Source organism: Neorhizobium sp. BETTINA12A (assembly GCF_023006485.1).
GTDB lineage: Bacteria > Pseudomonadota > Alphaproteobacteria > Rhizobiales > Rhizobiaceae > Neorhizobium.
This window is the reverse complement of sequence record NZ_JALBGW010000055.1, coordinates 1-20553: the sequence shown is the minus strand read 5'-3', so window position 1 is coordinate 20553 and position 20553 is coordinate 1. Positions and strand designations below refer to the sequence as shown.

The window sequence follows — 20553 nt, the reverse complement described above, 5'->3', positions numbered from 1 at the left end:
ATTTCTACTTCTTCGGAACCAGCGCCTCGTGCAATTCCGGCAGCCATGATTTGGTGGTCGGATCCCAGGGGCCGAATTCGTGGGACGCGAAATCCCAATAGGCCCAGCTCATGCCGCGTCTCTCGATCTCTTCCCGCATGATCCGCGTATAGGTCACCCGGTCGGGATAATAGGCGAGCGAGTTGGAGCCGAATTCCCCGACGAAAATCGGGCGATCGTTCTTTTTCCCCCACTCGACCGCCATGTCGAGAGGCGTCCTGATCTCCTCGATCTGCGCCTTTTCGCAGCAGGCCGTTCCGAGCCAGGGCCTGGATCCTTCTATCCAGCTGGCGCCCTGCATCGTGAACTTGAACGGTGCGTAGTTGTGTATGGTGACGATCAGGCGGCGGTCGTCGGCTGGGATTGCGAACTTATTTAGCCCCCAGGCAGTGCTCCACTCTGCCGGATCGACAATCAGGAAGCGGTGGGGATTTGTCCTGCGGATCACCGCAAGCGCCTGGGCGAGCAAATCGTTCCAGACCTCCTCCGTCTTGCCGTGCGGTTCGTTGTAGATCTCAAACAGCACCTTGTCGTTGGGCAGGCTCTGATATCGCCGTGCAAGCTGCTCCCAGATCGCCAGGAAACGCTCGCGGCTCTTCTCAACACCGATCGCGACCTCTTCCGCCTCCAGAGGATCGCCATCCATCTCATGATAATGGTGGAAGTCGATGATGATGTTGAGGCCCCGGGACAGTGCGTTGTTGATCGCAAAGTCGACGCGCTTCATGAAAGGCTCGTCGAGCTTGTAGGGCTCCGAGACGGCCGTATGGCTGCTGAAACGGGCTGGCAGCCGAATGGTCTGGAACCCGCCCTCCCTGACTGCCGCGAACAGCTCCGTGGAAAGCCGCCCTCCCCAGGCGCCCTCACTCGGCGCCTCCAGCGTTCCCCCGAAATTGACCCCTCGCCCCAGCGCCTTGGCTTGATCGGCCGCGGTCAGTCCGGCGATTTCGGGCGCGCGAGCGTCCGAAAATGGTTTCAGCACGAAATTCTGCGCCTGCGCACCGGCAATCCCGAGCGCCATCAGCATCAGAGATCCGGCAAGCCGCGCCACCATCCTCAGCATTCAAGATCTCCAGTCGTCTGTAAAAGAGCGCCGTCGGATTGCTTCATGACGGGCAAAGTCCGGTTCGACGCAGGTAAGGTCAAGCAACCGGGCGGAAGTTTATCCGGTTATGATGAACGCCCGGAATATCACACGGCCGCACTTTCGCGTCGCGGCCCTTCCAAACCAGGCGCCCAATCGCTCTCGACGAACCTCGCAGCAGCCGTTGCCGGGATATGGATGCTGGCGAGATTCGGCGGTTTCTGTTACGATTCGCGCGCGAAGAGAACGCGGCGGCGGGTGGATGGCGAGAGACACGGACGAAGTTGCGTCTTCTGGAAATTTTGGCGCAACGCTACTGTTTTGCTGTGTCGGGTGCTTCTACTGGATCACCCTGACGCCTTTCGTCGACACCAGCCTCAACCCTGCCCTGGCGAAGCCTGCTCTCTGGAGCCAGCTGCTCGCCTATATGCTGTTCCTGATCGTGGTTGTCTATGCGATGACCCCGAGGGTGCGGAGCGTCATCTTCCAGCCCCGCCTGCTGCTGACGCTCGTATTCGGATGGCTGTTTCTGACGGCGGCACTGTCGGTCGATCCTCTCGGGGCCGTGCGGCGCGTCCTGATTGCGCTGACCGTCTGCATCAGCGCCAGCGCATTTCTGATGCTGCCCAAGGGCGAAAACCAGTTTGCAAGGCTGGCCGGCGGCGGCGTGATCCTGATCGTCGGCCTTTGTTATTTCGGAGTGCTATTTCTCCCGAGCCTCGCCATCCATCAGCTGACCGATTTTCTCGAACCCCAGCATGCGGGGCGCTGGAAGGGAATTTACGTCCAGAAGAACGAGACGGGCGTCGTCATGGCGCTCTCCTGCTTCGTCGGCATCTACCTGATGTCGGCCTGGTCTCGGATCATCGGGCTGCTCCTGATCGTGGCAAGCTGCCTGTTCCTGCTGAAGACCGGTGCCAAGACTTCGACCGCGATGCTGCCGGGCATCTTCCTCCTCAGTATTTTCTTCGAGCGCTGGCGCTGGATCCGCATTCCCGTCGTCTTCGGCGGCGTCGGCCTGCTCAACCTGGCCACCGTCGGCGTGTCCACCATCGCGCCGCTGCGGGAGATCGTCGCGGCAACGGGTATCGACACCACCTATACGGCACGCGCCGATATCTGGCGGCTGGCGCTTGATGCTATTGCACAGCATCCGATCACCGGTTATGGCTTCGGCTCTTTCTGGGGGGCGGAGAGCCTCGTCAACAGCGATATGCGCACCTTGAACTGGGCCGTGCGCGCGGTGGATGCCCACAATGCCTATGTCGATGCTGCCATGAACGCCGGCATACCGGGATTGATATTGATGGTGATATGGGTCTTGGCTACTCCCCTTAAAAATCTGGCGGCAATCGACGCCGCAAAGAATTTCACGCCGCTCACCAGGCTTTTTTTGAGGATCTGGCTTTTCTCGATCTTCCTGGCCTGCCTCGAAAGCATCTTCCTCGCACGGTCGGGACCGATCTGGTTCACGATGATGGTCGCCATGTTCGGTCTTGGCTACCAGGCCCGCTACCGCATCATAGCCTCCAGGAAGGCCGAGCCCGCCTATGGACCAGCGTACGCCTGAAATGTCTGAGCAAGCACCTGCAAAACAACGGCGAACCTCAGTCTTCGGCATCGAGTTCTCCACCTGGGACGCCGGCAGGATCGTCGATGCCATCGTCACTGAACCGGTTCCTGCCGGAGAAGGCCTGCGACTGCTGGTGACCGCCAACCTCGATCACATCGTGCAACTGAACAGGAATGCCGCCTTCAAGGCCGCCTACGACAAGGCCTGGCTGACAACTGTCGACGGAGCTCCCGTCTTCCTCTATGCGCGGCTGCGTGGGCTCGACGTCCCCGGCCGTATCACCGGCGCCGATCTGTTTCCCGAGATCATCGAGCGCCTGAAGCCGGGCATACACCGGCCCCTGCTTTTATGCTCGAGCGAAACCACCGCTGCTATCCTGGATGAAAAACTGCGCGCGCTCGGCTTTTCCGAACACGTCATCGTCACGGCACCGCCGGCCTTCGAGCGGAACGAGGTGTTTGGCCGGGAATTGGTGTCCAAGCTCCGGGAAAACCGGGTGACCCATATCTTCTTCGGCATCGGTGCCCCGAAGTCCGAGATCTGGATGGACAGGCACCGCGCCGATCTTCCCGATTGCTACGGCTTCGGTTTTGGCGCCGGGCTCGACTTCTATGCCGGCGTCAAATCGCGTGCTCCGGTCTTCCTGCGGAAAGCTGGGCTGGAATTCCTCTGGCGCGTCGCGACAGAACCGCGCCGCCTGGCACGGCGTTATTTCATCACCTCCTGGGCGTTCTGCTGGGCCGTTTACAAGGATCTGACGAGCGACCGCCCGGACACGGATAAGACCCGTTAGGCGACCCCAATCCGCTTCAGCGTATCGATCACGGTCTCGACCTTGATGCCGCGCCGGCGCACCTTGTCGACCACTTGCGAGAAGAAAGCCGGCGAACAGCCGATATTCGTCGGGTCTTCGCGCACATCGTGGGTATAGAAGATCAGCCAGCCGCGGCGCCGCTCGACATCGTCCAGCATCCTGTCGATCGACGACGAATTGTTGCTGCAGTCATAGAGTTCCTGCGCTTTCAGATGCGCAAGATCGATGAGGCCGGAATTGGTGCCGACCTTGATGCCCCGCAGGCCCGGATAGTGATGCATCAGCGCCAGCTTGGATGGAACCGAAATCATCCCGAAAGGATAAGCGAATGAAACCGGCTTTGCGGAGCCGACGATCCGGGCGATTTCCTCGTCGTTTCGTGTAACGTCGGCCATCAGGTCGCGACGCGGCGTTTTCTGAACATTGATATGGCCATGCGTGTGGCCGCCGATCTCGTGTCCCCGGTCCGAAAGCGTCGCGACCATCTCCTCATCGACGATCAGCTGGCCGTTTTCGACGCGCTGCATCAGGCCGCTCGCGAGATAGAACGTGCCGAGCATGCCCGCATCCTCAAGAGCGGGCGCCGCATTTTCGAAGACCGAGACAGGAAAGTCGTCGAACGTGAAAGCAACGACAGGCGCATCCAGCTTCAACAGGTGCGGGCGAAAATAGACGTGCCGCCCGATCTTGCGGGATACGCCTGCCAGTATCTCCGAACCGGACATTTCCCAGAGTTTCGGCTTTTTCATCTACCCCCATCCATTGCAATCGGATCTCCCAGAGCCTGAAAACATAACCTCAAATACTTACGGTTGTCTCAACCTCAGGCACCGCAGAAATGGCACTTCCCGCTATCCCTGAGGCCTGAAGAAGATGAATGAACCTTTCGGCCGATTTCTCGACGCTGAACTCCGCTGCGCGGGCCTGGAGAACTGCGCTTTCGAGCGGGTGGTCAAGTGTCCCGGCCATGGCCTGCGCAAGCGCGGCCGCGTCGCCGACCGTCACCAGCCGTCCAAGCCCTCCGCCTTTCAGGATCTCGCGCGGACCATAGGGCGCATCCGTCGCGACGACGGGCACGCCGCAGGCCATGGCCTCGATCAGCGCGTTCCCCAGCCCCTCGTGCGAGGAGGACGATACGAAAATCGAAGCCTGCGATACGACTGACAACGGGTCCGGATTGTGTCCTGGCAGGCTGACATCCGCCGACAGGTTCCTGGCTTCGATCAGAGCTTCGAGATTGCCGCGCTCATCACCTTCTCCGATGATCGTCAACCGCGCGGCCCGCGTCCGCCTGAGCTGCGCGAAGGCCTCGATCAGCGTCGCGTATCCTTTTTCCGGAGAGAGCCTGCCGACCGAAACGATGAGGCCGGGCTCCGGTGAGCGGCCAAGTTGTTCGATCCGCTGCCGCATCTGCGGTGTCAGAACGGCATTGGTTCCAAGATTGGCGACCTTCGCCGCCGGCACGCCAAAACGGTCGATGAGATCGTTTCGCGCACCCGCCGTCAGCGTCAGCACGAGATCGGCGCGCGGATAGGCAAACCGGATCAGCCTGTAGGCCAGCCGGTTCTGCCAGTAGGGGTCGCCTGTTCGTGCCTGCAGGGGGCTTGCCACCTCCCGCAAGACGATCGACGGCCGCGTTTCCTTCGCAAGCCCTCGGGAGGCCAGGATCACCAGAACATTCGCCGCCGCCTCGGAAGACACCAGCGCCCTGGGGCGGCCCGTGACCAGCAACCGTCTCAATGCAGCCGGCGCGAAGGCAAGGCGCAATTTGCGGCCATTGCCGAGATCGATGACGGGCACGTCGGCGCGGATCAGGTCCCGTAACGGACCCGAACTTTGAAGCGTGACGATTGCGCTCGGAAATCCCTGGGCCTGCAATTCGTTTGCCAGCAGGATGGCGTCACGCTGAGCACCGCCGCCATCGAAACCACGCACGAGAAAACAGATTCGGGCTGCGACCGGATCAACAATCCGAGAGCTATTCATAATCATCACATGCCCTATGATTATTGCGTTTGTTCCTGCTAAGGAAGGATCTGCATCACTCCCGGCAACGATCCGGCCTACCCTAGAGGGTTAGCGGTTAATTCTGACCAAATGCATATTATTGGGCGACGAAATTGAGCGATAGACATGCCTCGGTGTATTTAGCCTCGCGGGCGACCTCGGCCATCATCAATCTCGTGTCGGTTTCCATCTTCACGCGCATGACCAGCGCCGACGTTTACGGCCAGTACATTATCGGATTTTCGATCTGCATGATGGTCTACAGCCTCGGCGTCCAGTGGATCGTATTCGCGCATTTCGGACGATACGACCCGAGGGAAGCCGATCGGCTCGCCGGTGCGCTACTGCTGGTTTCAGGGGTCGTGATGTTGCCGGCGATCGGCGCCATATACCTCTTCTACCTGCTTGGGACACTGCATGCCGATGTCGCGGCCAGCAGCAGCCTGCTGGTGGTTTGCTTCACCTTGTATTTTGTCGCAGTGGAAATCAGCCGCGCCCACCTTCTTGTCCGGCTCGTTGCCATCGCGACCATCGCCCGCAGCGTCTTCTCCCTGATATTCGGTTGCATCGCAGTTCTTGAATTCGAGACGCCCGGCGCGCTGCTGGCAGGCGTAGGGCTGGGTTACGCCCTGGGTTCCGTGCCGGTTTTCCGGCATTTCAGCCGCACCATATGGGCGTCCGGCTTCGTCTGGCCGCGGAGCAGCGACGTGCGGCGGATGTGGCGCTACGGCTGGCCGCTTGCCATAGCCTTCGGCGCTTCCGCAGCCGCCATGAATGTCGACCGGCTGCTCCTGGCAGGCCTCTATAATACCAGCACCGTCGCGCCTTATGGGACCGTGCTCGACCTCATGAAGCAGACCTTCCTGGTCCTGGCCGAGGCGATCAGCGCGGGATATATTTCAAGCGCCAAGAACCTTCACACCGAGGGAAAGGGCTCGGACGCGCGCCATACCCTCAAGCGCGCCTTCATTACCCAGTGCTATATCGTCATTTTCGGCACGGTATCCTTCATCCTGCTCGGCGACGTCGTCTTTGCGGTCCTGCTGGCTCCAAGTTATCTGCCGGTCGTCACGCAGATCATGCCGATCCTGCTCGTCGCAAATGCGCTTCTCGTCATGCGTTCCCATTATTTCGGCCAAGTGATTTATTTCAGCGGGACAACGAACCTGGAACTGGTCGCTTCGGTCGCGATGCTGGCGGTCACCGGTACGCTGAGCTACCTGCTGATCCCTTCCTATGCAGCAATTGGCGCCGCCATTGCCTTCACGCTCGGGCAGGCGGCGGCGCTGTTGATCTGCCTGATCTACGCGTCCGGAAACCTGCGCATGCCTCTCGACCTGCCGCGGGGCAGCCTGCTGCTGGCGCTGGGCATAGCTCTGGTGGCCGTCGGTAAGGGTGTCCAGTTCGTGGCGGCGGAGCCGGCTGCAAGCGCCGTCAACTTCGTGCTGATCGGCATCGCCAGCGCCTATATCGCCCTGCGCTGGAACCTGTTCGATGCCCGCTCGCTGCTTCAGCGTTTTTATCCGCGGCGGGGCTAGCCGGCCTCGGAGCGCAGGAAATTCGTATACCGCTCCAGCATCAGCTCCCGGCTGTGATGCTCGCGATGCAATCGCGCGAAATCGCCGCGAAGCCGCGCGTCCGGATAATTCGCAGCGAGGTCTTTGACCGCATCGGCAAGAGCGGTCGCATCGCAGGGCGGATGGAACCGCGTCATGGATGCGTTTTCATGACCGTTGCCGATGCAAAGCACCTCGCGCAGAACCGGGAGATCGGACGCAACAACGGGTAAACCAGCCATCGAAGCCTCGACCCCTGCAAGGCCGAAAGTCTCCCAGATCGAGGGAAACACATAGATATTGCCGGCTCCCAGGATGTCACCGAGCTCATCCCGATCAATGGAGCCCACCAGATGGACACGCTCAGCCACATCGAGGGCGCACGCCTTGTCTTCAAGCGCCATGCGGTTGGGGCCATCGCCGGCGATGATCAGGTACATTCCCGGCAGCAGCCGGAGCGCCTCCACCAATACGCCATGATCTTTCTGATCCACCAGCCTCCCAGTCGCGACCAGCACGAATGCGTCCGGCGGAATGGAAAGGCGCTGCCGCCAGTCGACCGCTGCACGCGCTGGCGGAATGGGATCGACACCGTGCGGGATCAGAATGAACCGCCGCCGGTAGACCGCAGGCCATTTGCCGAACGAAGCGCTGGTCGATACGGAATTGGATACGAAATGGGTAAAGATTCCCGTCGAGCCGAACAGCCAGTCGAGCGCTTTCCAATGCCGGCGAATACCCTCGGGCGCTGCGGTATGATGGGCAGCGCGCACAGGCACACGGCCGAGAAAGCCGAGGAATCCGCCGAAGACGGAGGCTGCCGCCTGATAGGTGAATATCGCGTCGTACTTTCGGGAGAGGATGGACCATCCGAGGTGCGCAAGATTGCGAAGCGTGGCGACCGTCCCATGACCGGTATCGAGAGGCAGGGTCTGCACGTCGAAACCGCGGGCATGCAATCCGGTTTCGACCATTTGCACAAGTGTCCGCACGCCACCCATCTTGTCATGGGTGACGAGTTGGAGGATCCGCAACCCCGAAGGATTTAGCGTATCGGCAGCTTCTGGAAAAGCGGAGCTGAATTCGTGCCTCATGACCGGAACCTAGGGCTGAAATCTTAAAATCTGTGAAGAGAGATCATTCACATTCCTCCTATCCGATTTTTCGCGGATCAAAAACTCTCCTGCGCGGTTTTGCCTGATGAGCAAAACAGAAACAGGAGGCAGATCCCATGGCCAAAGCCAGTTCGAAACGGATGGGCGCAGGAACGCAGGGAAAAAGCAGCGGCAACGGCGCCATGACGAACATCGACAAGAGGACTCTTCCTGAAAACAAAGTGCTGTCAAACCGCGACAAGGCGCAGCATTCGAGGGAACGCGGACTGGACAGCAAAATGGTACAGACCGAGCAGTTTCACGATCACGAGGCGAATCATCTTAGCGACTGAATAAGCGCCTACATTCATGACTGCTTGAGAAAGGATCTTGAGCCTCAGCAGAGGGCGCCATTCGGCTTTCCGCCCTTGCAAAGTGGAAGAGAAGTAGTAGTCTTTAGCTATCACCGGCATAGGAGAAATAGCGCGCTGGCGACTGGAAGACAGGAAACGCTTTCGCCACCTTTTGGGAGGCTGAAAATATGAACGCAGCAATCCTGACCAATACTTTCGAACCGACGGAATTGGCATTCCTTCAACGCTTATTCGACAAAATCTGTGCAGAGCGCGGACTTGTCGGCGGCAGCCTTGCCGCAAACAATCTCGCAGCGCAGCTGATTCAGCTTTATCAACAGGGTGTGCGCGATCCACGAGATCTGCAGGTCTATCTGGACCCGGATGCACCCATAAGAACCTGATATTTCGTGCCAGCCGCAACCGCCGCGGCTGGCCCCTATTCCGCTTCAGCGCTTCACGCTATCTCTTGGCCATCAGGTCCCGCTCGTCCCGCATCAGGAATACGCGGGTGATGGCATCGAGATTGGCTTCCAGCCAGTTCGCCATTGCGATCTCTTCGCCCAGAATACGTTCGAAGACGGTCTTTGCTTCCATTTCATCGAGTTCGTCGGCCGCTGCAATCAGAACCTTGTAGCTGGCGATCTCCATGTGTTCGAAGGCATAACTTGCCATCGCTCCCTTGACCACCTCGTCACTGGTCAACATGCCGCCGACGCCCTGCGCTTTGGCCGCCAGCTTGGCCGCCATGTCCTTGAGTGCCAATGCGCTGCCGGTTCCGGAAAATTGATCCAGAAGCGCCTTCAGCGCCTGGGCGTGCTTCTCCGTCTCGTGCAGATGCTGGATAATCCTTGCCTTGAGGTCCGGATAGCTTTCGATCCGCCTGGATTGAGCGGAGAGCGTGATGATTGCCTGCTCCTCCATGGCATGCGCCGCACGCAGCCAGGCGAGGAAGTTGTCTCGGGCATGGGTCATTCGCTTCTCCTCGCAAATCGGTTGCCACCAGAACGCGGATGAATGGCAAGATGGATTCAACCCCTGAAAGCATCCGAAGTTCCTCTTCGCCTCAATGCGTTGGAACATTTGCCCCCATCTGCGAATTGTCCGGCGATAACTTCACCAGCACAGAGGCAAGATCATGTCACGCGAGACGAGGGCAAATTCGATCATCGGAGGCATTATTATAGTGCTCCTCTTGATGGCTGTCGGCTATTATTTCACCGGCACGTCGGATAATACGGCGCAGGCGCCGACAGCTCCGGCGACCAACGACACCGCGCAGAAGCCGGCACCAGCACCGGCTCCCGGCACGGATCCGACGAGCACCGGCTCCACCAACCGGTAGGGCAATTCGCGGGGAACAATCGCCATGCCGGGTGGTTGTGGAATGAGTAACAGGGAGTTTTCCATGATCCCCGATCCTCGCGAACCCAGCGAACGGCCACCTATGCCGGCCCCTGTTTGGAAACCGGAACCCCCGATCGGCGAACCGGAACCGGACCGGCTGCCGGACGAGACGCCGCTGCCCAATCCGGATGAAAACCCCAATCCGCCAGTTTATATGCCGCCCGGCAGCCTGGCTTTCAGTTGAAGAGGTACCGGCGCCGTAAGCGCCGGCAGATCGACCATGAACATCCATAGCCATACGCATTCAGACCGTAGAGAAATGCAGAGCGAGAACAGCCAGAGACACCTGGCGGGCGGGCTTTGGAAACTGCTGATCGCCGCAATTCTCATCCTCCTCGGGCTCATCGTCGCGATGGAGGTATTGGGAGACAGCAACAACGGTTTCGTTGCCCCCAATCCAGCTCAGCAGACCGTTCTCGAATAACGCCTCACCTTGCATCCATCCGGGTCGGCACATGAACTCAACCTTGGAACAAAGGATAAAATCCGCGCGTTCATCTGTCATCCTATGACGAGGTGGCGCAGGTGGACGCAACGACGCAATCACTCCCGACCCTAAAAACGTCATTCGCGTTCGACCCAATCATCCGACCGGGCCGCAACGCGTGGCGCAGCGCGAGGGCAAAAAAACTCGCCTTCCTGATCGATGCCGACGATTATTACCGCCGACTGGATCAGGTGCTTAGACAGGCGGAACGTTCGGTCTTCATCATCGGCTGGGATTTCAATCCCGACATTCTCCTTCGTCCCCGCGGTCCGGACGGAGAGACCCTCGGCGCACTGCTGCACAGGATGGTCGAGGAAAAACCTTCGCTTGAAATCCGCATCCTGGTCTGGGGCATGGGCCCGGTCTACTCCGGCAAGAGCCTGAAGATGTTCGGCAGGATGGGCTGGAACGATCATCCGCGCATTTTCCTGCATTTCGACTTCGATCATCCGCTGCGCGCCAGCCATCACCAGAAAATCGTCGTGATCGACGACGGGACAGCCTTCCTCGGCGGCATCGACCTGACCGCCCGTCGGTGGGACGACCGCAGCCACGCAACAGTCAACCCGCTTCGCCGGGCTCCGGACGGAGCCGCCTATGGCCCTGTCCACGACATGCAGGCGATCGTGACCGGTGATACGGCAAAGCTGATCGGCGATGTCGCCCGCCGCCGGTGGAAGAAGGCGACCCGAGAAACGCTTGCGCCACTTGATACGCATAGCGCGCCTCCCTGGCCAGCAGACATGGAACCGGCCCTGACCGACTGCAACACCGGTCTGGCGCTGACCGAAGCCTGGAAATGGAAGGGCCGCCGCGGCCACCGCGAGGCGATCCGGCTGACCCACGACGCGCTGAAGGCAGCCAAAAGCCACCTCTATATCGAAACCCAGTATCTCGCCTCCTTCGGCGTGGCGCGGACGCTTGCCAGACAGTTGAGGAAAGCAGACGGCCCCGAAATCCTCGTGATCGTTACGCGCGAATCCCACGGCTTCCTGGAAAAGCTGATGATGGGCCACAACCGCAACCGGCTGATCCGCCGCCTGAAGCGCGCGGATCGTTATGGACGGCTGCGGGTTTTCTATGCCGTGGTTTCCGACGGCGACGGCAGGGAGCAGGAGATCATCGTTCACTCGAAACTGATCATCGTCGACGACCGGTTCGTGCGCGTCGGCTCTTCCAATCTCAACAATCGCTCGGAAGGCCTGGACACGGAGGCGGACCTTGCGATCGAAACCTCTCAACCGGCGGGCCGACAGGCGATCGCGGCACTGCGCAACGAGCTGATCGCCGAACACCTCGACGCTCAACCGGCGGAAGTCACGCGGATCATCGTGGAAACCGGCTCCATGCTGGCGGCCGTCGATCGGCTGAACGTCAAGCCGCGTGGCTTGCGGAGCTACGACGTCGATACGGACAAAGGCGAAACGGAATCTCTGGTCGGCACAGGGATCATCGATCCGAAACAGCCCTTCTGGCCGATACCGGAAATCAAGGCCGGTTTCCGGCGGCTTTTCGCCCGCCTGTCACATTACCGTCTGCTCTAGGAACCTGCCGCCCCGATGACGATAGTAGGCCTCGGTGACGAGCAGCGTCGGCACGCCGACCGTGAGCGGTACGAAAAAATAAAGCACGCGGAAGGCAATCAGTGCACCGATCGAAGCGGATGTCGGCAGGATCCCGAGCATGGTCGCCTCCAGCACGCCGAGCCCGCCTGGCACATGGCTGAGCAGCGCGGCCAGGTTGGCGGTGACGTAGGCGCTGGCCACGCCCAGGTAACCGGCATCGGTAAAGCTCGCCAGAAGCTGCTGGATGGACGCCGTGACGCAGGCGAAGTTCAGCGTGCCGATGGCGATCTGGCCAAGTGCAAGCTGTATCGCCGGCGGTTCGAAACGCCAGTTGCGCACGACAAGAGGACGGCGCACGAGGGCGCAGATCAGCAGATAGGCGACAGGCCCGGCCAGGCAGAGCGGGCCGACCGCCAGCCGTGCCGTGCGGTCGAGGCCCAGCAGGTCCACCGCGTCGCCGGGTTGGAGCAGCAACGCCAGTCCGGCGAGCGTTCCAAGACCGAGGCCGACGGTCACCCCGCAGAACACGATGACTTTGGCAATGTCCTCTCCAGTCAGCCCCCAGCGCGTGTAGAACCGGTAGCGCACGGCACCGCTGCTGAGCGCGGAAAGCCCGACATTGTGACCGATCGACAGAGCCGTGAAGGACGCGAGCGAGGTCTGGCGCAAGAGAAGCGGCTTGCCCGCATACCGCACGGCAAGCGCATCGAAGCCACCGAGGCAGAGATAGGAGAGGATGACGAAAAAGAAGGCAGTCGCCAGCCGCAAACCGGCGATCGACCGGACCGATTCCTCGATCTCGTCGACCGTGTAGCGGCCGAGACTGCGATAGACGAGGAAGGCCGCCAGGCAGATCGCAACGCCGAGCAGAAACTTGAGCAGATGGCGTCTGGCGATCATGGTCCCTCTCGTAAACGGCTGTATAACAATGGGAACGAAACCGGGCCCGAGGTGTTCCCAGCGCCATGACGGATCAGATATTGCCAGCCGAGGCCGGCCGCGCCCCGGCCCAGCCTTTGAAGACAAGGCATCGCCTGAAAATCCTGAGCTATAATGTGCATAGCTGCATCGGTACCGATCGCCGGCTCGACCCCGCCCGGGTGGCCGAGGTCATCGCAGCCCTGGAACCGGATATCATCGGATTGCAGGAACTGGATGTCGGCCGCAGCCGTACCGGCGGGATAGACCAGGCGCATACGATTGCGTCTCTTCTACGGATGGAATTCCATTTCCACGCTGCACTCAACGTCGCCGAAGAGCGTTATGGCGATGCGATCCTGACGGCCCTTCCGGCAAGAATGGTCAAGGGTGCCGGCCTGCCCTCGCATGGCGAGCAGCGCGGCGCCGTCTGGGTGGAAATAGACGTCGGAGAACAGAAGCTGCAGGTCTTCAACACCCATTTAGGCCTGCTGGGCCGCGACAGGATGCGCCAGATCGGCGAAATTCTGGGCCCGCTTTGGGCGGGTGCGCCGGATTGCCAAGGCAAGCCGAAGATCCTGATCGGCGATTTCAACGCCACTCCCGTGACCGCGACCTACAAGGCCGTCGCCCGCCAGATGGCGGACGCGCCGCTTGTGAGCGGGGGAAGGCCCAAGCCCACTTTCCCATCGCGTCTGCCGCTCCTGAGGATAGACCACGTCTTCGTCTCCAGCAAAGTCACACCCATCGCCACGCAGGTCGTGTCGACCCCGCTTTCCCGCCGGGCCTCCGATCATCTGCCGCTTCTGGTCACTGTCGAGCTCTGATCCTCAATGGCTCAGGGTGCGGCTGAGCCGATGAGCCTCCTTCAGAAGGCGCACCACGTCCTGGTCGGTCGTCTCCCTGAAGTCGCCGTAGTGCAGGCTGACGGCTTCCATATGGTCCGGCGCCGACAGGCAGACGATGTCGTCGACCTCTTCCTGCAGGGCTTCCAGCAATAGACGCGGCGCGACCGGCACCGCGATCCGGATCGACGCTACACCCATGTCCTTCAACGCGTGGATGCCGGCGCGGATCGAAACGCCGTTTGCAATACCATCATCGACGAGAATGATGTCGCGGCCCGTATGATCATGCTCGCTCGGCTCGTCCTCGCCGAAATACATCCGATGTCGGCGCTCGATTTCTGCGAGCTGATGTTCGCGCTCGGCCGCAAGATAGCCTGGCGGCACGTGGAACCGGCGGGCGGCGTCCTCGTCGACGATCACGTGCGGCTCCCGCCCATCGACGACAGCGCCGATGCCGTATTCGGGATGACCCGGCGCGCCGATCTTGCGGACGATGAGGAGATCGAGCGGCAGGCCGAGCCGCTGGGCGACTTCGAAGGCCACGGGTACGCCGCCACGCGGCAGCGCCATCAGGATCGGATCGGGCGGCATCGCCGCCTGCATGGCTTCCGCCAATTGCCTTCCGGCATCCTCGCGATCGACAAAGGTTGGGCTTAGACCGAACATGTCATCCTCCCAGGATGGTGCGATGGCATCTGCCACCACACTTGGTTCTTGGTTCTTGTGCCAGCCCGACCGCATCATAGCACCCGCTGGACGTCCGACAACCGTGAGGATGGGGTTTGGGTTCCGTGCTCTCCAAAAGAGTCAGGAGCCCTTGCCCTTGTGGTGTTCGCTTTCCTGGTTGCGGCCGCGAATGATCGACGGGTCGTCGTGAAGCGAAACTTCCGCGGCCCGCATGTCCAGGTTATCGCCGCGACGGAATGCATCCTTGGCCGCTTCGCTCCGTCGCAGGTCGGGGCCGGGATCGAAATCCTTGGGCGCATTGGCGGTATTTTCCCGCTTTTCGATGACGTTACGTTGTTGCTGATGAGTTTTATTGCCTTGCATGGTCTATCCTCCTTGAGAGGTCATTTGTTCGCCCGGCCGCGTTGGTTGGGATCGACGCCGCCGAAACGGGTCGTGTCGTTGCCGACATCGCCTTCCTCGGTATTCTCGCCGGCGATCTCGTCAGCGCCGGTAAAGCGGTTCAACCCTTTCGACTGGCCTATGCCTGGATCCTCCTTGAGATCGGCGTCGCTCGGCTTGCGGGTCTTGAAGTGCTTGGAAGTGGACATGATCGTCCTCCTTGGCTCCGGGACCGCGGTCTGGCCGCGGCCTCAGTGTTTCGTGCTGGACACGAATTTGTTAAAGTGGCTGGTTTTGCCGGCTTCCGTTTCTTCCTGGAAAAGGAAGACGAGCTTGTTCTCATCGAAGATCGAGAAGAAGTCGTCCCATGCGATTTCCTCCAGGGATTCTTCCGGCTTCCCGAAATCGACGCGCAGAATGCCGCCTTCCCGGGCACCCTTCACCCGAGCCGGATGGCCGCCGCGTTCCTCGATCCATTGCCGGATTTCCTTGTGATCGGTGGTTTCTACGGCTTTGCTCATGGTGCGTTTCTCCTTTCCATACCTGCTTGTCGAACCGGGACCGCCACCGAAGGTTCCGCGTCAAAACAAGCGAAGGGGGAACAAAACTCATGATCATGGGTTCACCGCGGGTCGGACGCATGACCTCCACGCGGCCGACATTGTCATAAGTACCCTCCCCAACTTGGCGCTTCCCCTCACCGGGAAGCGCCTTTTCGTTCACTGCGGCGGTTCAACGCAGGGCCGCGGCATCCGGGCGCGCGGCATTGATGCGCATTGATCTCTTGACGCCCCCCGCCGATTGTCATCCGATGAGATGGATGGGCTTCCGGCCCCCGCCAGAAAAGGGATGACGCCATGTTCGAGACCTTCGACGCGACGCTGCTGGCGCGCATGCAGTTCGCCTTCACGGTCTCGTTCCACATCATTTTTCCCGCGTTTTCGATCGGGCTGGCGAGTTATCTCGCCGTGCTGGAAGGTCTTTGGCTGTGGAAGAAACAGGTCGTCTATCTGGAGCTGTTCGACTTCTGGAAGACGATTTTTGCTCTCGCCTTCGGCATGGGCGTCGTCTCCGGTATCGTCATGTCCTATCAGTTCGGCACGAACTGGAGCGTGTTCTCCGACAAGGTCGGCCCGATCATCGGCCCGCTGATGGGCTACGAAGTGCTCTCGGCATTTTTCCTGGAGGCAGGCTTCCTCGGCATCATGCTGTTCGGCCGCAATCGCGTCGGCCCCGGCCTGCATTTCTTCGCCACCTTGATGGTCGCGGTCGGCACCTTGATCTCCGCGACCTGGATCCTTTCCGCCAACTCCTGGATGCAGACTCCGCAAGGTTTTGCGATGAACGACAAGGGTCAGTTCATCCCCGCCGACTGGTGGGCAGTCATCTTCAACCCATCCTTCCCCTATCGCCTCGTCCACATGGTGCTTGCCGCCTATCTGACGACCGCCCTTGTGGTCGGCGCGGTCGGCGGCCTGCATCTCCTGCGCCGCACCGCCCCCTTGCGCGCCGGCACGATGTTCTCGATGGCGATGTGGATGTTGACGATTGTCGCCCCGATCCAGATCTTTGCCGGCGACCAGCACGGCCTCAACACGCTGGAACACCAGCCGGTCAAGGTCATGGCGATGGAAGGCCATTACCAGAGCCATCCGGACGGCGCGCCGCTGATCCTCTTCGGCCTGCCGAACCAAGCCGAGCAACGGATCGACTATGCAATCGAGATCCCGAAGCTTTCGAGCCTCATCCTGAAGCACAGCCTCGATGCGCCGCTCAAGGGCCTCGACACAGTGCCGCGCGAATTGCAGCCGCCGGTGCCGGTCGTGTTCTGGTCCTTCCGCATCATGGTGGGCCTCGGGTTCGCGATGCTAGGCCTCGGCCTCTGGAGCCTGTACTGTCGATGGAAGGGCAGCCTCTACACGACCGAGTGGCTGCACCGTGCTGCGATGGTGATGGGGCCGGCCGGCTTCGTCGCCGTGCTCGCCGGCTGGGTGACAACCGAGGTCGGCCGCCAGCCCTATACCGTCTATGGCCACCTGCTGACCGCCAACTCCGTCTCTCCGATTGCGGCGGCAGCAGTGGGCTCCTCGCTGATCGCCTTCATCGTCGTCTATTTCCTCGTCTTCGGCGCCGGCACCTTCTACATTCTGCGGCTGATGTCCCGCCTGCCGCGCGATCCGAGCGGCGACCTCGGCGAAGGCCCTATCCGAACCGCCGGCATCAATCCCGGCCCGCAAACCCCGGCACTTCAGGCAGGAGCCCGTCATGGCCATTGACCTTCCCTTCATCTGGGCGGCCATCATCGCCTTCGCAGTGCTTGCCTATGTCATCCTCGACGGGTTCGACCTCGGCGTCGGCATTCTCTTCCCGCTGTTTCCGGAAAAGCGCCATCGCGACGTAATGATGAACAGCGTCGCGCCCGTTTGGGACGGCAACGAGACCTGGCTTGTCCTCGGCGGCGGCGGGCTGATGGCGGTCTTTCCGCTCGCCTATGCGACGATCCTGCCGGCACTCTACGCACCTATCATCGCCATGCTGATCGGGCTGATCTTTCGAGGCGTCGCCTTCGAATACCGCTGGCGCACCGGCCGGGCACAATATCTCTGGAACTGGGCCTTTGCCGGCGGCTCGTTCATGGCGGCGTTGGCTCAAGGGATCGCGCTTGGCGCGCTGGTGCAGGGCATTCCGGTTGCAAACCGCGCCTACTCCGGCGGCTGGTGGGACTGGCTGACCCCGTTTTCGATCGCCACCGGCCTTGCAGTCGTGATCGGCTACGCACTGCTCGGCTCGACCTGGCTGGTGATGAAAACGACGGGCGACCTTCGCGACAAGGCTCGCAGCCTTTCCTATATCGCCGCCCTCGCGACGCTCGCCGCCATGGCGATCTTCAGCCTCTGGACGCCCTTTCTCGAACCGCTCTATCTGAAACGCTGGTTCTCCTGGCCGACGGCGATCTTCAGCATCATCGTGCCGCTGCTTGTCCTCGGCTGTTTCTGGCTTCTGCTCACGGGCCTGAAAAACAACCGCGACAGCCGGCCTTTCCTTGCCGCGCTCGGGCTTTTCATACTTGGCTACGCAGGCATCGGCATCAGCTTCTATCCCTATATCGTGCCGACATCCGTGACGATATGGGATGCGGCGGCGCCCGACGAAAGCCTCGGTTTCCTGCTGGTCGGCGCGCTGATCCTGGTGCCGCTCATCCTTGCCTATACGAGTTATGCCTATTGGGTCTTCCGCGGCAAGGTCGATCCGGAAGAGGGTTATCACTGATGACCGGCGGCGAAACCTTCAGGCGACTCGCCTGGTTCGTCGGCCTCTGGGTGGCCGGAGTGGTAACGGTCGGCACTGTCGGCGTGGTCATCAAATTCTGGCTCGGCGCCTAACGCCGTGTCAGCGCCACCACATAACGCGCCGGTTCCGTGCCTGGATTGAAGAAGACGCAATCGGCAGGCGGACCGAGCAGAAGGCAATCACCGTCGGTGAGATGATGCATCACCGTCCCCTCCTGGAAATCGAGCCGGCCCGAAAGTACCCAGATCTGCTGGTGCTGGAAGGCGAAGGCGGATGCCGGATAAGGCACGCGCACGCCTGATGGCAGCGATACATCCAGAAGCTCCAACGGGGAATTCGCCGGAGAGACCGCGCGGCGGGTGTAACCCGTTTCCGGATCGGTCCAGGCCGGCTGTTCCGCCTGCAGCGCGACGCGCTCCTGCGCCCGCTCGGCAAGCGCCAGCAGAACTGAGAGCGGCAGACCGAAGGCGCCCGAGAGCCGGCCGAGCACGGTTGCCGTGGGGCTCGCCTCGCTGCGCTCGATCTTGCTGATCATCGCCTTGGAGACGCCCGAGCGTTCGGCAAGCTCGGCCAGGGACCAGCCCCGCGCCTCCCGCTCGATTTTCAGCCGCATGGCAATCGCCTGGACCGGATCATTTTCAGCCTGTTGCAAGCGGCTTGCCTTTCAACAATCGTCTTCTATAGTGGACAAATACATCCTATAAGAGACAAGTCCTGCCGGCAATGAGGAATTCAAAGGGAAGATCGTGACGCGCGAAATCCGTTTCAACGCCTTCGACATGAACTGCGTCGGCCACATCCAGCAGGGGCTCTGGGCGCATCCGCGGGACCAGTCGCATCGCTATACGCAGCTGCGATACTGGACGGACTATGCGAAAAGGCTGGAAGCGGGCCTGTTCGACGGCATATTCCTCGCCGACGTTCTCGGCGTCAACGACGTCTTCGGCGGCAGCAATGCGGCGGCGCTGAGGGGTGCGGTACAGGTGCCGGTCAACGATCCGCTGCTGCTGGTGCCGGCCATGGCCGCCGTCACCGAACATCTCTCATTTGGCGTTACCGCCAACCTGACCCACGAACCGCCTTTCGTCTTCGCGCGCCGCATGTCGACGCTCGATCACCTGACGGGCGGCCGGATCGGCTGGAACATCGTCACCGGTTATCTCGACAGCGCCGCCAAGGCGATCGGCCTCGATGGCATGGCGGCCCATGACGACCGCTACGACCTCGCCGACGAGTACATGGAGATCATGTACCGGCTGTGGGAGGCGAGCTGGGAGGACGACGCGGTGGTCTTCGACCGGGCAAACCGCGTCTATACCGACCCGGCCAAGGTGCACAAGGTCCACCACCGCGGCAAGCAATACGGCATCGAGGCGATCCATCTCTGCGAACCCTCGCCGCAGCGCACGCCGGTTCTCTACCAGGCCGGATCCTCGACCCGCGGCCGGCAATTCGCCGCCACCCATGCCGAATGCGTCTTCGTCAACGGCCAGAAGACTGAAGGCGTCAAGGGCATCGCCGACGACATCAGGGCCCGCGCCGTCGAATACGGCCGCAGCGCGGAGGACATCAAAGTCTTCGTCGGCGCCACGATCGTCACCGCCCGCACCGAAAAGGAAGCGCGCGAAAAGTTCGAGGACTATCGCGCCTATGCGAGCTCCGAAGGCGCACTCGTGCATGCCGCCGGCTCGCTCGGCATAGATTTTGCAAAATACGATCTCGACGAACCGATCGAGACCGGCAAGAGCTCGGCGATAGTCTCGAATGTGGAAGCCATGACCCGCACCGCCGGACCGCAATGGACCAAGCGCAAGCTGCTCGAACAGATGGTGCTCGGCAGCCGCCAGGCACCGATGATCGGCTCCGCCGAACAGATCGCTGACAACCTCGTCGCCTGGATGGATGAGGCCGGCGTCGACGGTTTCAACCTGTCGCGCACCGTCGTGCCGGAATGTTTCGACGATATCATCGAACTGGTGATCCCGATCCTGCAGGAACGCGGTCTCTACAAGACCAGCTATCGCGAAGGCCCGTTCCGTGAAAAGCTGTTCGGAACGCCGCGCCTGCCGAGCCGGCATATCGCCGCCAGATATCGCACCATGGGATAAACCGATGAGCACCGCGACGACCCTGGAAACGCCAGCTGAAGGCCGCTGGTCGATGCTGGCGCTGTTGTGCCTCGCCGTCGTGCTCTCCTTCTCCTGCTGGTTTTCGGCAAACGCCATCGCGCCGGAGCTGAAACGCGTCTGGTCGCTGTCCGAAAGTGCCGCCGCCTGGCTCACAAACGGCGTGCAGATCGGCTTCGTGATCGGCGCCCTGGCGGCGAGCTTCTTCAACCTGCCGGACCTCATCCGCATGAACCGGCTGATGGCGGCCTCCGCCCTGCTTGCCGCGCTCTCCAACGCCGCCTTGGCTCTGGAGCCCGGCCCGACCGGCGCCATCCTCTGCC

The 20553-nt window shown here is 61.3% G+C and carries 24 protein-coding genes and 1 pseudogene; 13 read left to right on the top strand and 12 right to left on the bottom strand.

Annotation, left to right across the window (positions count from 1 at the left end; all coding sequences use genetic code 11):
• Positions 1 to 4: 4 nt before the first annotated feature.
• Positions 5 to 1102, bottom strand: coding sequence for a glycoside hydrolase family 5 protein (locus MOV61_RS15375; protein ID WP_247137198.1), 1098 nt, complete (start codon positions 1100 to 1102; stop codon positions 5 to 7).
• A gap of 283 nt (positions 1103 to 1385) precedes the next feature.
• On the opposite strand from MOV61_RS15375, the gene MOV61_RS15370 reads away from it, so the two are divergent.
• A complete protein-coding gene (locus tag MOV61_RS15370) occupies positions 1386 to 2693 on the top strand; it encodes an O-antigen ligase (protein WP_247137197.1) in 1308 nt (435 codons plus the stop codon).
• A 1-nt stretch (position 2694) separates the two neighbouring features.
• Positions 2695 to 3489, top strand: a complete 795-nt coding sequence (locus tag MOV61_RS15365; RefSeq protein ID WP_247137196.1) for a WecB/TagA/CpsF family glycosyltransferase — start codon at positions 2695 to 2697, stop codon at positions 3487 to 3489.
• Here the strand turns inward: MOV61_RS15365 and MOV61_RS15360 are convergent.
• Both MOV61_RS15360 and MOV61_RS15355 read right to left on the bottom strand, forming a co-directional pair.
• Positions 3486 to 4259 carry a polysaccharide deacetylase family protein gene (locus MOV61_RS15360; RefSeq protein WP_247137195.1) on the bottom strand — a complete coding sequence of 258 codons (774 nt, stop codon included), beginning with the start codon at positions 4257 to 4259 and terminating at the stop codon, positions 3486 to 3488. The genes MOV61_RS15365 and MOV61_RS15360 overlap by 4 nt on opposite strands.
• A gap of 49 nt (positions 4260 to 4308) precedes the next feature.
• Complete coding sequence (locus tag MOV61_RS15355) at positions 4309 to 5496, bottom strand: glycosyltransferase (protein ID WP_247137194.1); 1188 nt, start codon at positions 5494 to 5496, stop codon at positions 4309 to 4311.
• A gap of 134 nt (positions 5497 to 5630) precedes the next feature.
• Between MOV61_RS15355 and MOV61_RS15350 the strand changes: the two genes are divergently transcribed.
• Positions 5631 to 7055 (top strand): lipopolysaccharide biosynthesis protein, encoded by a 1425-nt coding sequence (locus MOV61_RS15350; protein WP_247137193.1) that lies wholly within the window; start codon positions 5631 to 5633, stop codon positions 7053 to 7055.
• Here the strand turns inward: MOV61_RS15350 and MOV61_RS15345 are convergent.
• Positions 7052 to 8167, bottom strand: a complete 1116-nt coding sequence (locus MOV61_RS15345; RefSeq protein ID WP_247137192.1) for a glycosyltransferase family 4 protein — start codon at positions 8165 to 8167, stop codon at positions 7052 to 7054. The genes MOV61_RS15350 and MOV61_RS15345 overlap by 4 nt on opposite strands.
• Before the next feature lie 137 nt (positions 8168 to 8304).
• On the opposite strand from MOV61_RS15345, the gene MOV61_RS15340 reads away from it, so the two are divergent.
• Both MOV61_RS15340 and MOV61_RS15335 read left to right on the top strand, forming a co-directional pair.
• The gene (locus MOV61_RS15340) at positions 8305 to 8520 is read left to right on the top strand and encodes a hypothetical protein (protein WP_247137191.1); all 216 of its coding nucleotides are present in this window, start codon (positions 8305 to 8307) and stop codon (positions 8518 to 8520) included.
• Between the two features lie 188 nt (positions 8521 to 8708).
• A complete protein-coding gene (locus tag MOV61_RS15335) occupies positions 8709 to 8924 on the top strand; it encodes a hypothetical protein (protein ID WP_247137190.1) in 216 nt (71 codons plus the stop codon).
• Positions 8925 to 8982: 58 nt separating this feature from the next.
• Here MOV61_RS15335 and MOV61_RS15330 read toward each other — a convergent pair whose 3' ends face one another.
• Both MOV61_RS15330 and MOV61_RS15325 read right to left on the bottom strand, forming a co-directional pair.
• Complete coding sequence (locus MOV61_RS15330) at positions 8983 to 9495, bottom strand: ferritin-like domain-containing protein (protein ID WP_247137189.1); 513 nt, start codon at positions 9493 to 9495, stop codon at positions 8983 to 8985.
• A 237-nt stretch (positions 9496 to 9732) separates the two neighbouring features.
• On the bottom strand, positions 9733 to 9930 hold the full coding sequence (locus MOV61_RS15325) for a hypothetical protein (protein ID WP_247137188.1): 198 nt from the start codon (positions 9928 to 9930) through the stop codon (positions 9733 to 9735).
• 1 nt (position 9931) lies between these two features.
• Here MOV61_RS15325 and MOV61_RS30470 point away from each other — a divergent pair, with 1 nt between their 5' ends.
• The 3 genes from MOV61_RS30470 (at position 9932) to MOV61_RS30465 (ending at position 11958) form a co-directional block, all read left to right on the top strand.
• On the top strand, positions 9932 to 10111 hold the full coding sequence (locus MOV61_RS30470) for a hypothetical protein (RefSeq protein WP_247031131.1): 180 nt from the start codon (positions 9932 to 9934) through the stop codon (positions 10109 to 10111).
• A 36-nt stretch (positions 10112 to 10147) separates the two neighbouring features.
• Positions 10148 to 10351 (top strand): hypothetical protein, encoded by a 204-nt coding sequence (locus MOV61_RS15320; RefSeq protein WP_157885172.1) that lies wholly within the window; start codon positions 10148 to 10150, stop codon positions 10349 to 10351.
• A 101-nt stretch (positions 10352 to 10452) separates the two neighbouring features.
• Entirely contained in the window at positions 10453 to 11958 is a 1506-nt protein-coding gene (locus MOV61_RS30465) for a phospholipase D-like domain-containing protein (protein ID WP_247137187.1), read from the top strand.
• Here the strand turns inward: MOV61_RS30465 and MOV61_RS15310 are convergent.
• Complete coding sequence (locus tag MOV61_RS15310) at positions 11938 to 12879, bottom strand: UPF0104 family protein (RefSeq protein WP_247137186.1); 942 nt, start codon at positions 12877 to 12879, stop codon at positions 11938 to 11940. The two genes, MOV61_RS30465 and MOV61_RS15310, sit on opposite strands and share 21 nt — an antisense overlap.
• A gap of 65 nt (positions 12880 to 12944) precedes the next feature.
• On the opposite strand from MOV61_RS15310, the gene MOV61_RS15305 reads away from it, so the two are divergent.
• The gene (locus MOV61_RS15305; RefSeq protein WP_247137185.1) at positions 12945 to 13724 is read left to right on the top strand and encodes an endonuclease/exonuclease/phosphatase family protein; all 780 of its coding nucleotides are present in this window, start codon (positions 12945 to 12947) and stop codon (positions 13722 to 13724) included.
• 3 nt (positions 13725 to 13727) lie between these two features.
• Here MOV61_RS15305 and MOV61_RS15300 read toward each other — a convergent pair whose 3' ends face one another.
• The 4 genes from MOV61_RS15300 to MOV61_RS15285 all read right to left on the bottom strand — a co-directional run bounded on the left by MOV61_RS15300 (position 13728) and on the right by MOV61_RS15285 (position 15334).
• Positions 13728 to 14411 (bottom strand): phosphoribosyltransferase, encoded by a 684-nt coding sequence (locus MOV61_RS15300; protein ID WP_247137184.1) that lies wholly within the window; start codon positions 14409 to 14411, stop codon positions 13728 to 13730.
• A gap of 141 nt (positions 14412 to 14552) precedes the next feature.
• Complete coding sequence (locus MOV61_RS15295; protein ID WP_038545753.1) at positions 14553 to 14795, bottom strand: hypothetical protein; 243 nt, start codon at positions 14793 to 14795, stop codon at positions 14553 to 14555.
• A 20-nt stretch (positions 14796 to 14815) separates the two neighbouring features.
• The gene (locus MOV61_RS15290) at positions 14816 to 15022 is read right to left on the bottom strand and encodes a hypothetical protein (RefSeq protein WP_038545756.1); all 207 of its coding nucleotides are present in this window, start codon (positions 15020 to 15022) and stop codon (positions 14816 to 14818) included.
• 42 nt (positions 15023 to 15064) lie between these two features.
• A complete protein-coding gene (locus MOV61_RS15285) occupies positions 15065 to 15334 on the bottom strand; it encodes a hypothetical protein (protein WP_247137183.1) in 270 nt (89 codons plus the stop codon).
• 336 nt (positions 15335 to 15670) lie between these two features.
• Here MOV61_RS15285 and MOV61_RS15280 point away from each other — a divergent pair, with 336 nt between their 5' ends.
• Entirely contained in the window at positions 15671 to 17089 is a 1419-nt protein-coding gene (locus tag MOV61_RS15280) for a cytochrome ubiquinol oxidase subunit I (protein ID WP_247137182.1), read from the top strand.
• Complete coding sequence (cydB, locus tag MOV61_RS15275; protein WP_247137181.1) at positions 17079 to 18083, top strand: cytochrome d ubiquinol oxidase subunit II; 1005 nt, start codon at positions 17079 to 17081, stop codon at positions 18081 to 18083. The genes MOV61_RS15280 and cydB overlap by 11 nt, the downstream gene beginning before the upstream one ends.
• Before the next feature lie 109 nt (positions 18084 to 18192).
• Here the strand turns inward: cydB and MOV61_RS15270 are convergent, their stop codons facing one another.
• A complete protein-coding gene (locus tag MOV61_RS15270; protein ID WP_038545771.1) occupies positions 18193 to 18756 on the bottom strand; it encodes an XRE family transcriptional regulator in 564 nt (187 codons plus the stop codon).
• A 94-nt stretch (positions 18757 to 18850) separates the two neighbouring features.
• Between MOV61_RS15270 and MOV61_RS15265 the strand changes: the two genes are divergently transcribed.
• Complete coding sequence (locus MOV61_RS15265; protein WP_247137180.1) at positions 18851 to 20212, top strand: LLM class flavin-dependent oxidoreductase; 1362 nt, start codon at positions 18851 to 18853, stop codon at positions 20210 to 20212.
• Positions 20213 to 20216: 4 nt separating this feature from the next.
• Positions 20217 to 20553: pseudogene (locus MOV61_RS15260) on the top strand (MFS transporter); the annotation flags it as partial.

Excerpts from the sequence above, each read along its gene's own strand:
- MOV61_RS15300 (WP_247137184.1), bottom strand. The coding sequence starts at position 14,411 with ATGTTCGGTCTAAGCCCAACCTTTGTCGATCGCGAGGATGCCGGAAGG.
- MOV61_RS15280 (WP_247137182.1), top strand. The coding sequence starts at position 15,671 with ATGTTCGAGACCTTCGACGCGACGCTGCTGGCGCGCATGCAGTTCGCC.
- cydB (WP_247137181.1), top strand. The coding sequence starts at position 17,079 with ATGGCCATTGACCTTCCCTTCATCTGGGCGGCCATCATCGCCTTCGCA.
- MOV61_RS15285 (WP_247137183.1), bottom strand. The coding sequence starts at position 15,334 with ATGAGCAAAGCCGTAGAAACCACCGATCACAAGGAAATCCGGCAATGG.
- MOV61_RS15305 (WP_247137185.1), top strand. The coding sequence starts at position 12,945 with ATGACGGATCAGATATTGCCAGCCGAGGCCGGCCGCGCCCCGGCCCAG.
- MOV61_RS15320 (WP_157885172.1), top strand. The coding sequence starts at position 10,148 with ATGAACATCCATAGCCATACGCATTCAGACCGTAGAGAAATGCAGAGC.
- MOV61_RS15340 (WP_247137191.1), top strand. The coding sequence starts at position 8,305 with ATGGCCAAAGCCAGTTCGAAACGGATGGGCGCAGGAACGCAGGGAAAA.
- MOV61_RS15370 (WP_247137197.1), top strand. The coding sequence starts at position 1,386 with ATGGCGAGAGACACGGACGAAGTTGCGTCTTCTGGAAATTTTGGCGCA.
- MOV61_RS15325 (WP_247137188.1), bottom strand. The coding sequence starts at position 9,930 with ATGGAAAACTCCCTGTTACTCATTCCACAACCACCCGGCATGGCGATT.
- MOV61_RS15310 (WP_247137186.1), bottom strand. The coding sequence starts at position 12,879 with ATGATCGCCAGACGCCATCTGCTCAAGTTTCTGCTCGGCGTTGCGATC.
- MOV61_RS15295 (WP_038545753.1), bottom strand. The coding sequence starts at position 14,795 with ATGCAAGGCAATAAAACTCATCAGCAACAACGTAACGTCATCGAAAAG.
- MOV61_RS15330 (WP_247137189.1), bottom strand. The coding sequence starts at position 9,495 with ATGACCCATGCCCGAGACAACTTCCTCGCCTGGCTGCGTGCGGCGCAT.
- MOV61_RS15345 (WP_247137192.1), bottom strand. The coding sequence starts at position 8,167 with ATGAGGCACGAATTCAGCTCCGCTTTTCCAGAAGCTGCCGATACGCTA.
- MOV61_RS15365 (WP_247137196.1), top strand. The coding sequence starts at position 2,695 with ATGTCTGAGCAAGCACCTGCAAAACAACGGCGAACCTCAGTCTTCGGC.
- MOV61_RS15290 (WP_038545756.1), bottom strand. The coding sequence starts at position 15,022 with ATGTCCACTTCCAAGCACTTCAAGACCCGCAAGCCGAGCGACGCCGAT.
- MOV61_RS15375 (WP_247137198.1), bottom strand. The coding sequence starts at position 1,102 with ATGCTGAGGATGGTGGCGCGGCTTGCCGGATCTCTGATGCTGATGGCG.
- MOV61_RS15355 (WP_247137194.1), bottom strand. The coding sequence starts at position 5,496 with ATGAATAGCTCTCGGATTGTTGATCCGGTCGCAGCCCGAATCTGTTTT.
- MOV61_RS15360 (WP_247137195.1), bottom strand. The coding sequence starts at position 4,259 with ATGAAAAAGCCGAAACTCTGGGAAATGTCCGGTTCGGAGATACTGGCA.
- MOV61_RS15335 (WP_247137190.1), top strand. The coding sequence starts at position 8,709 with ATGAACGCAGCAATCCTGACCAATACTTTCGAACCGACGGAATTGGCA.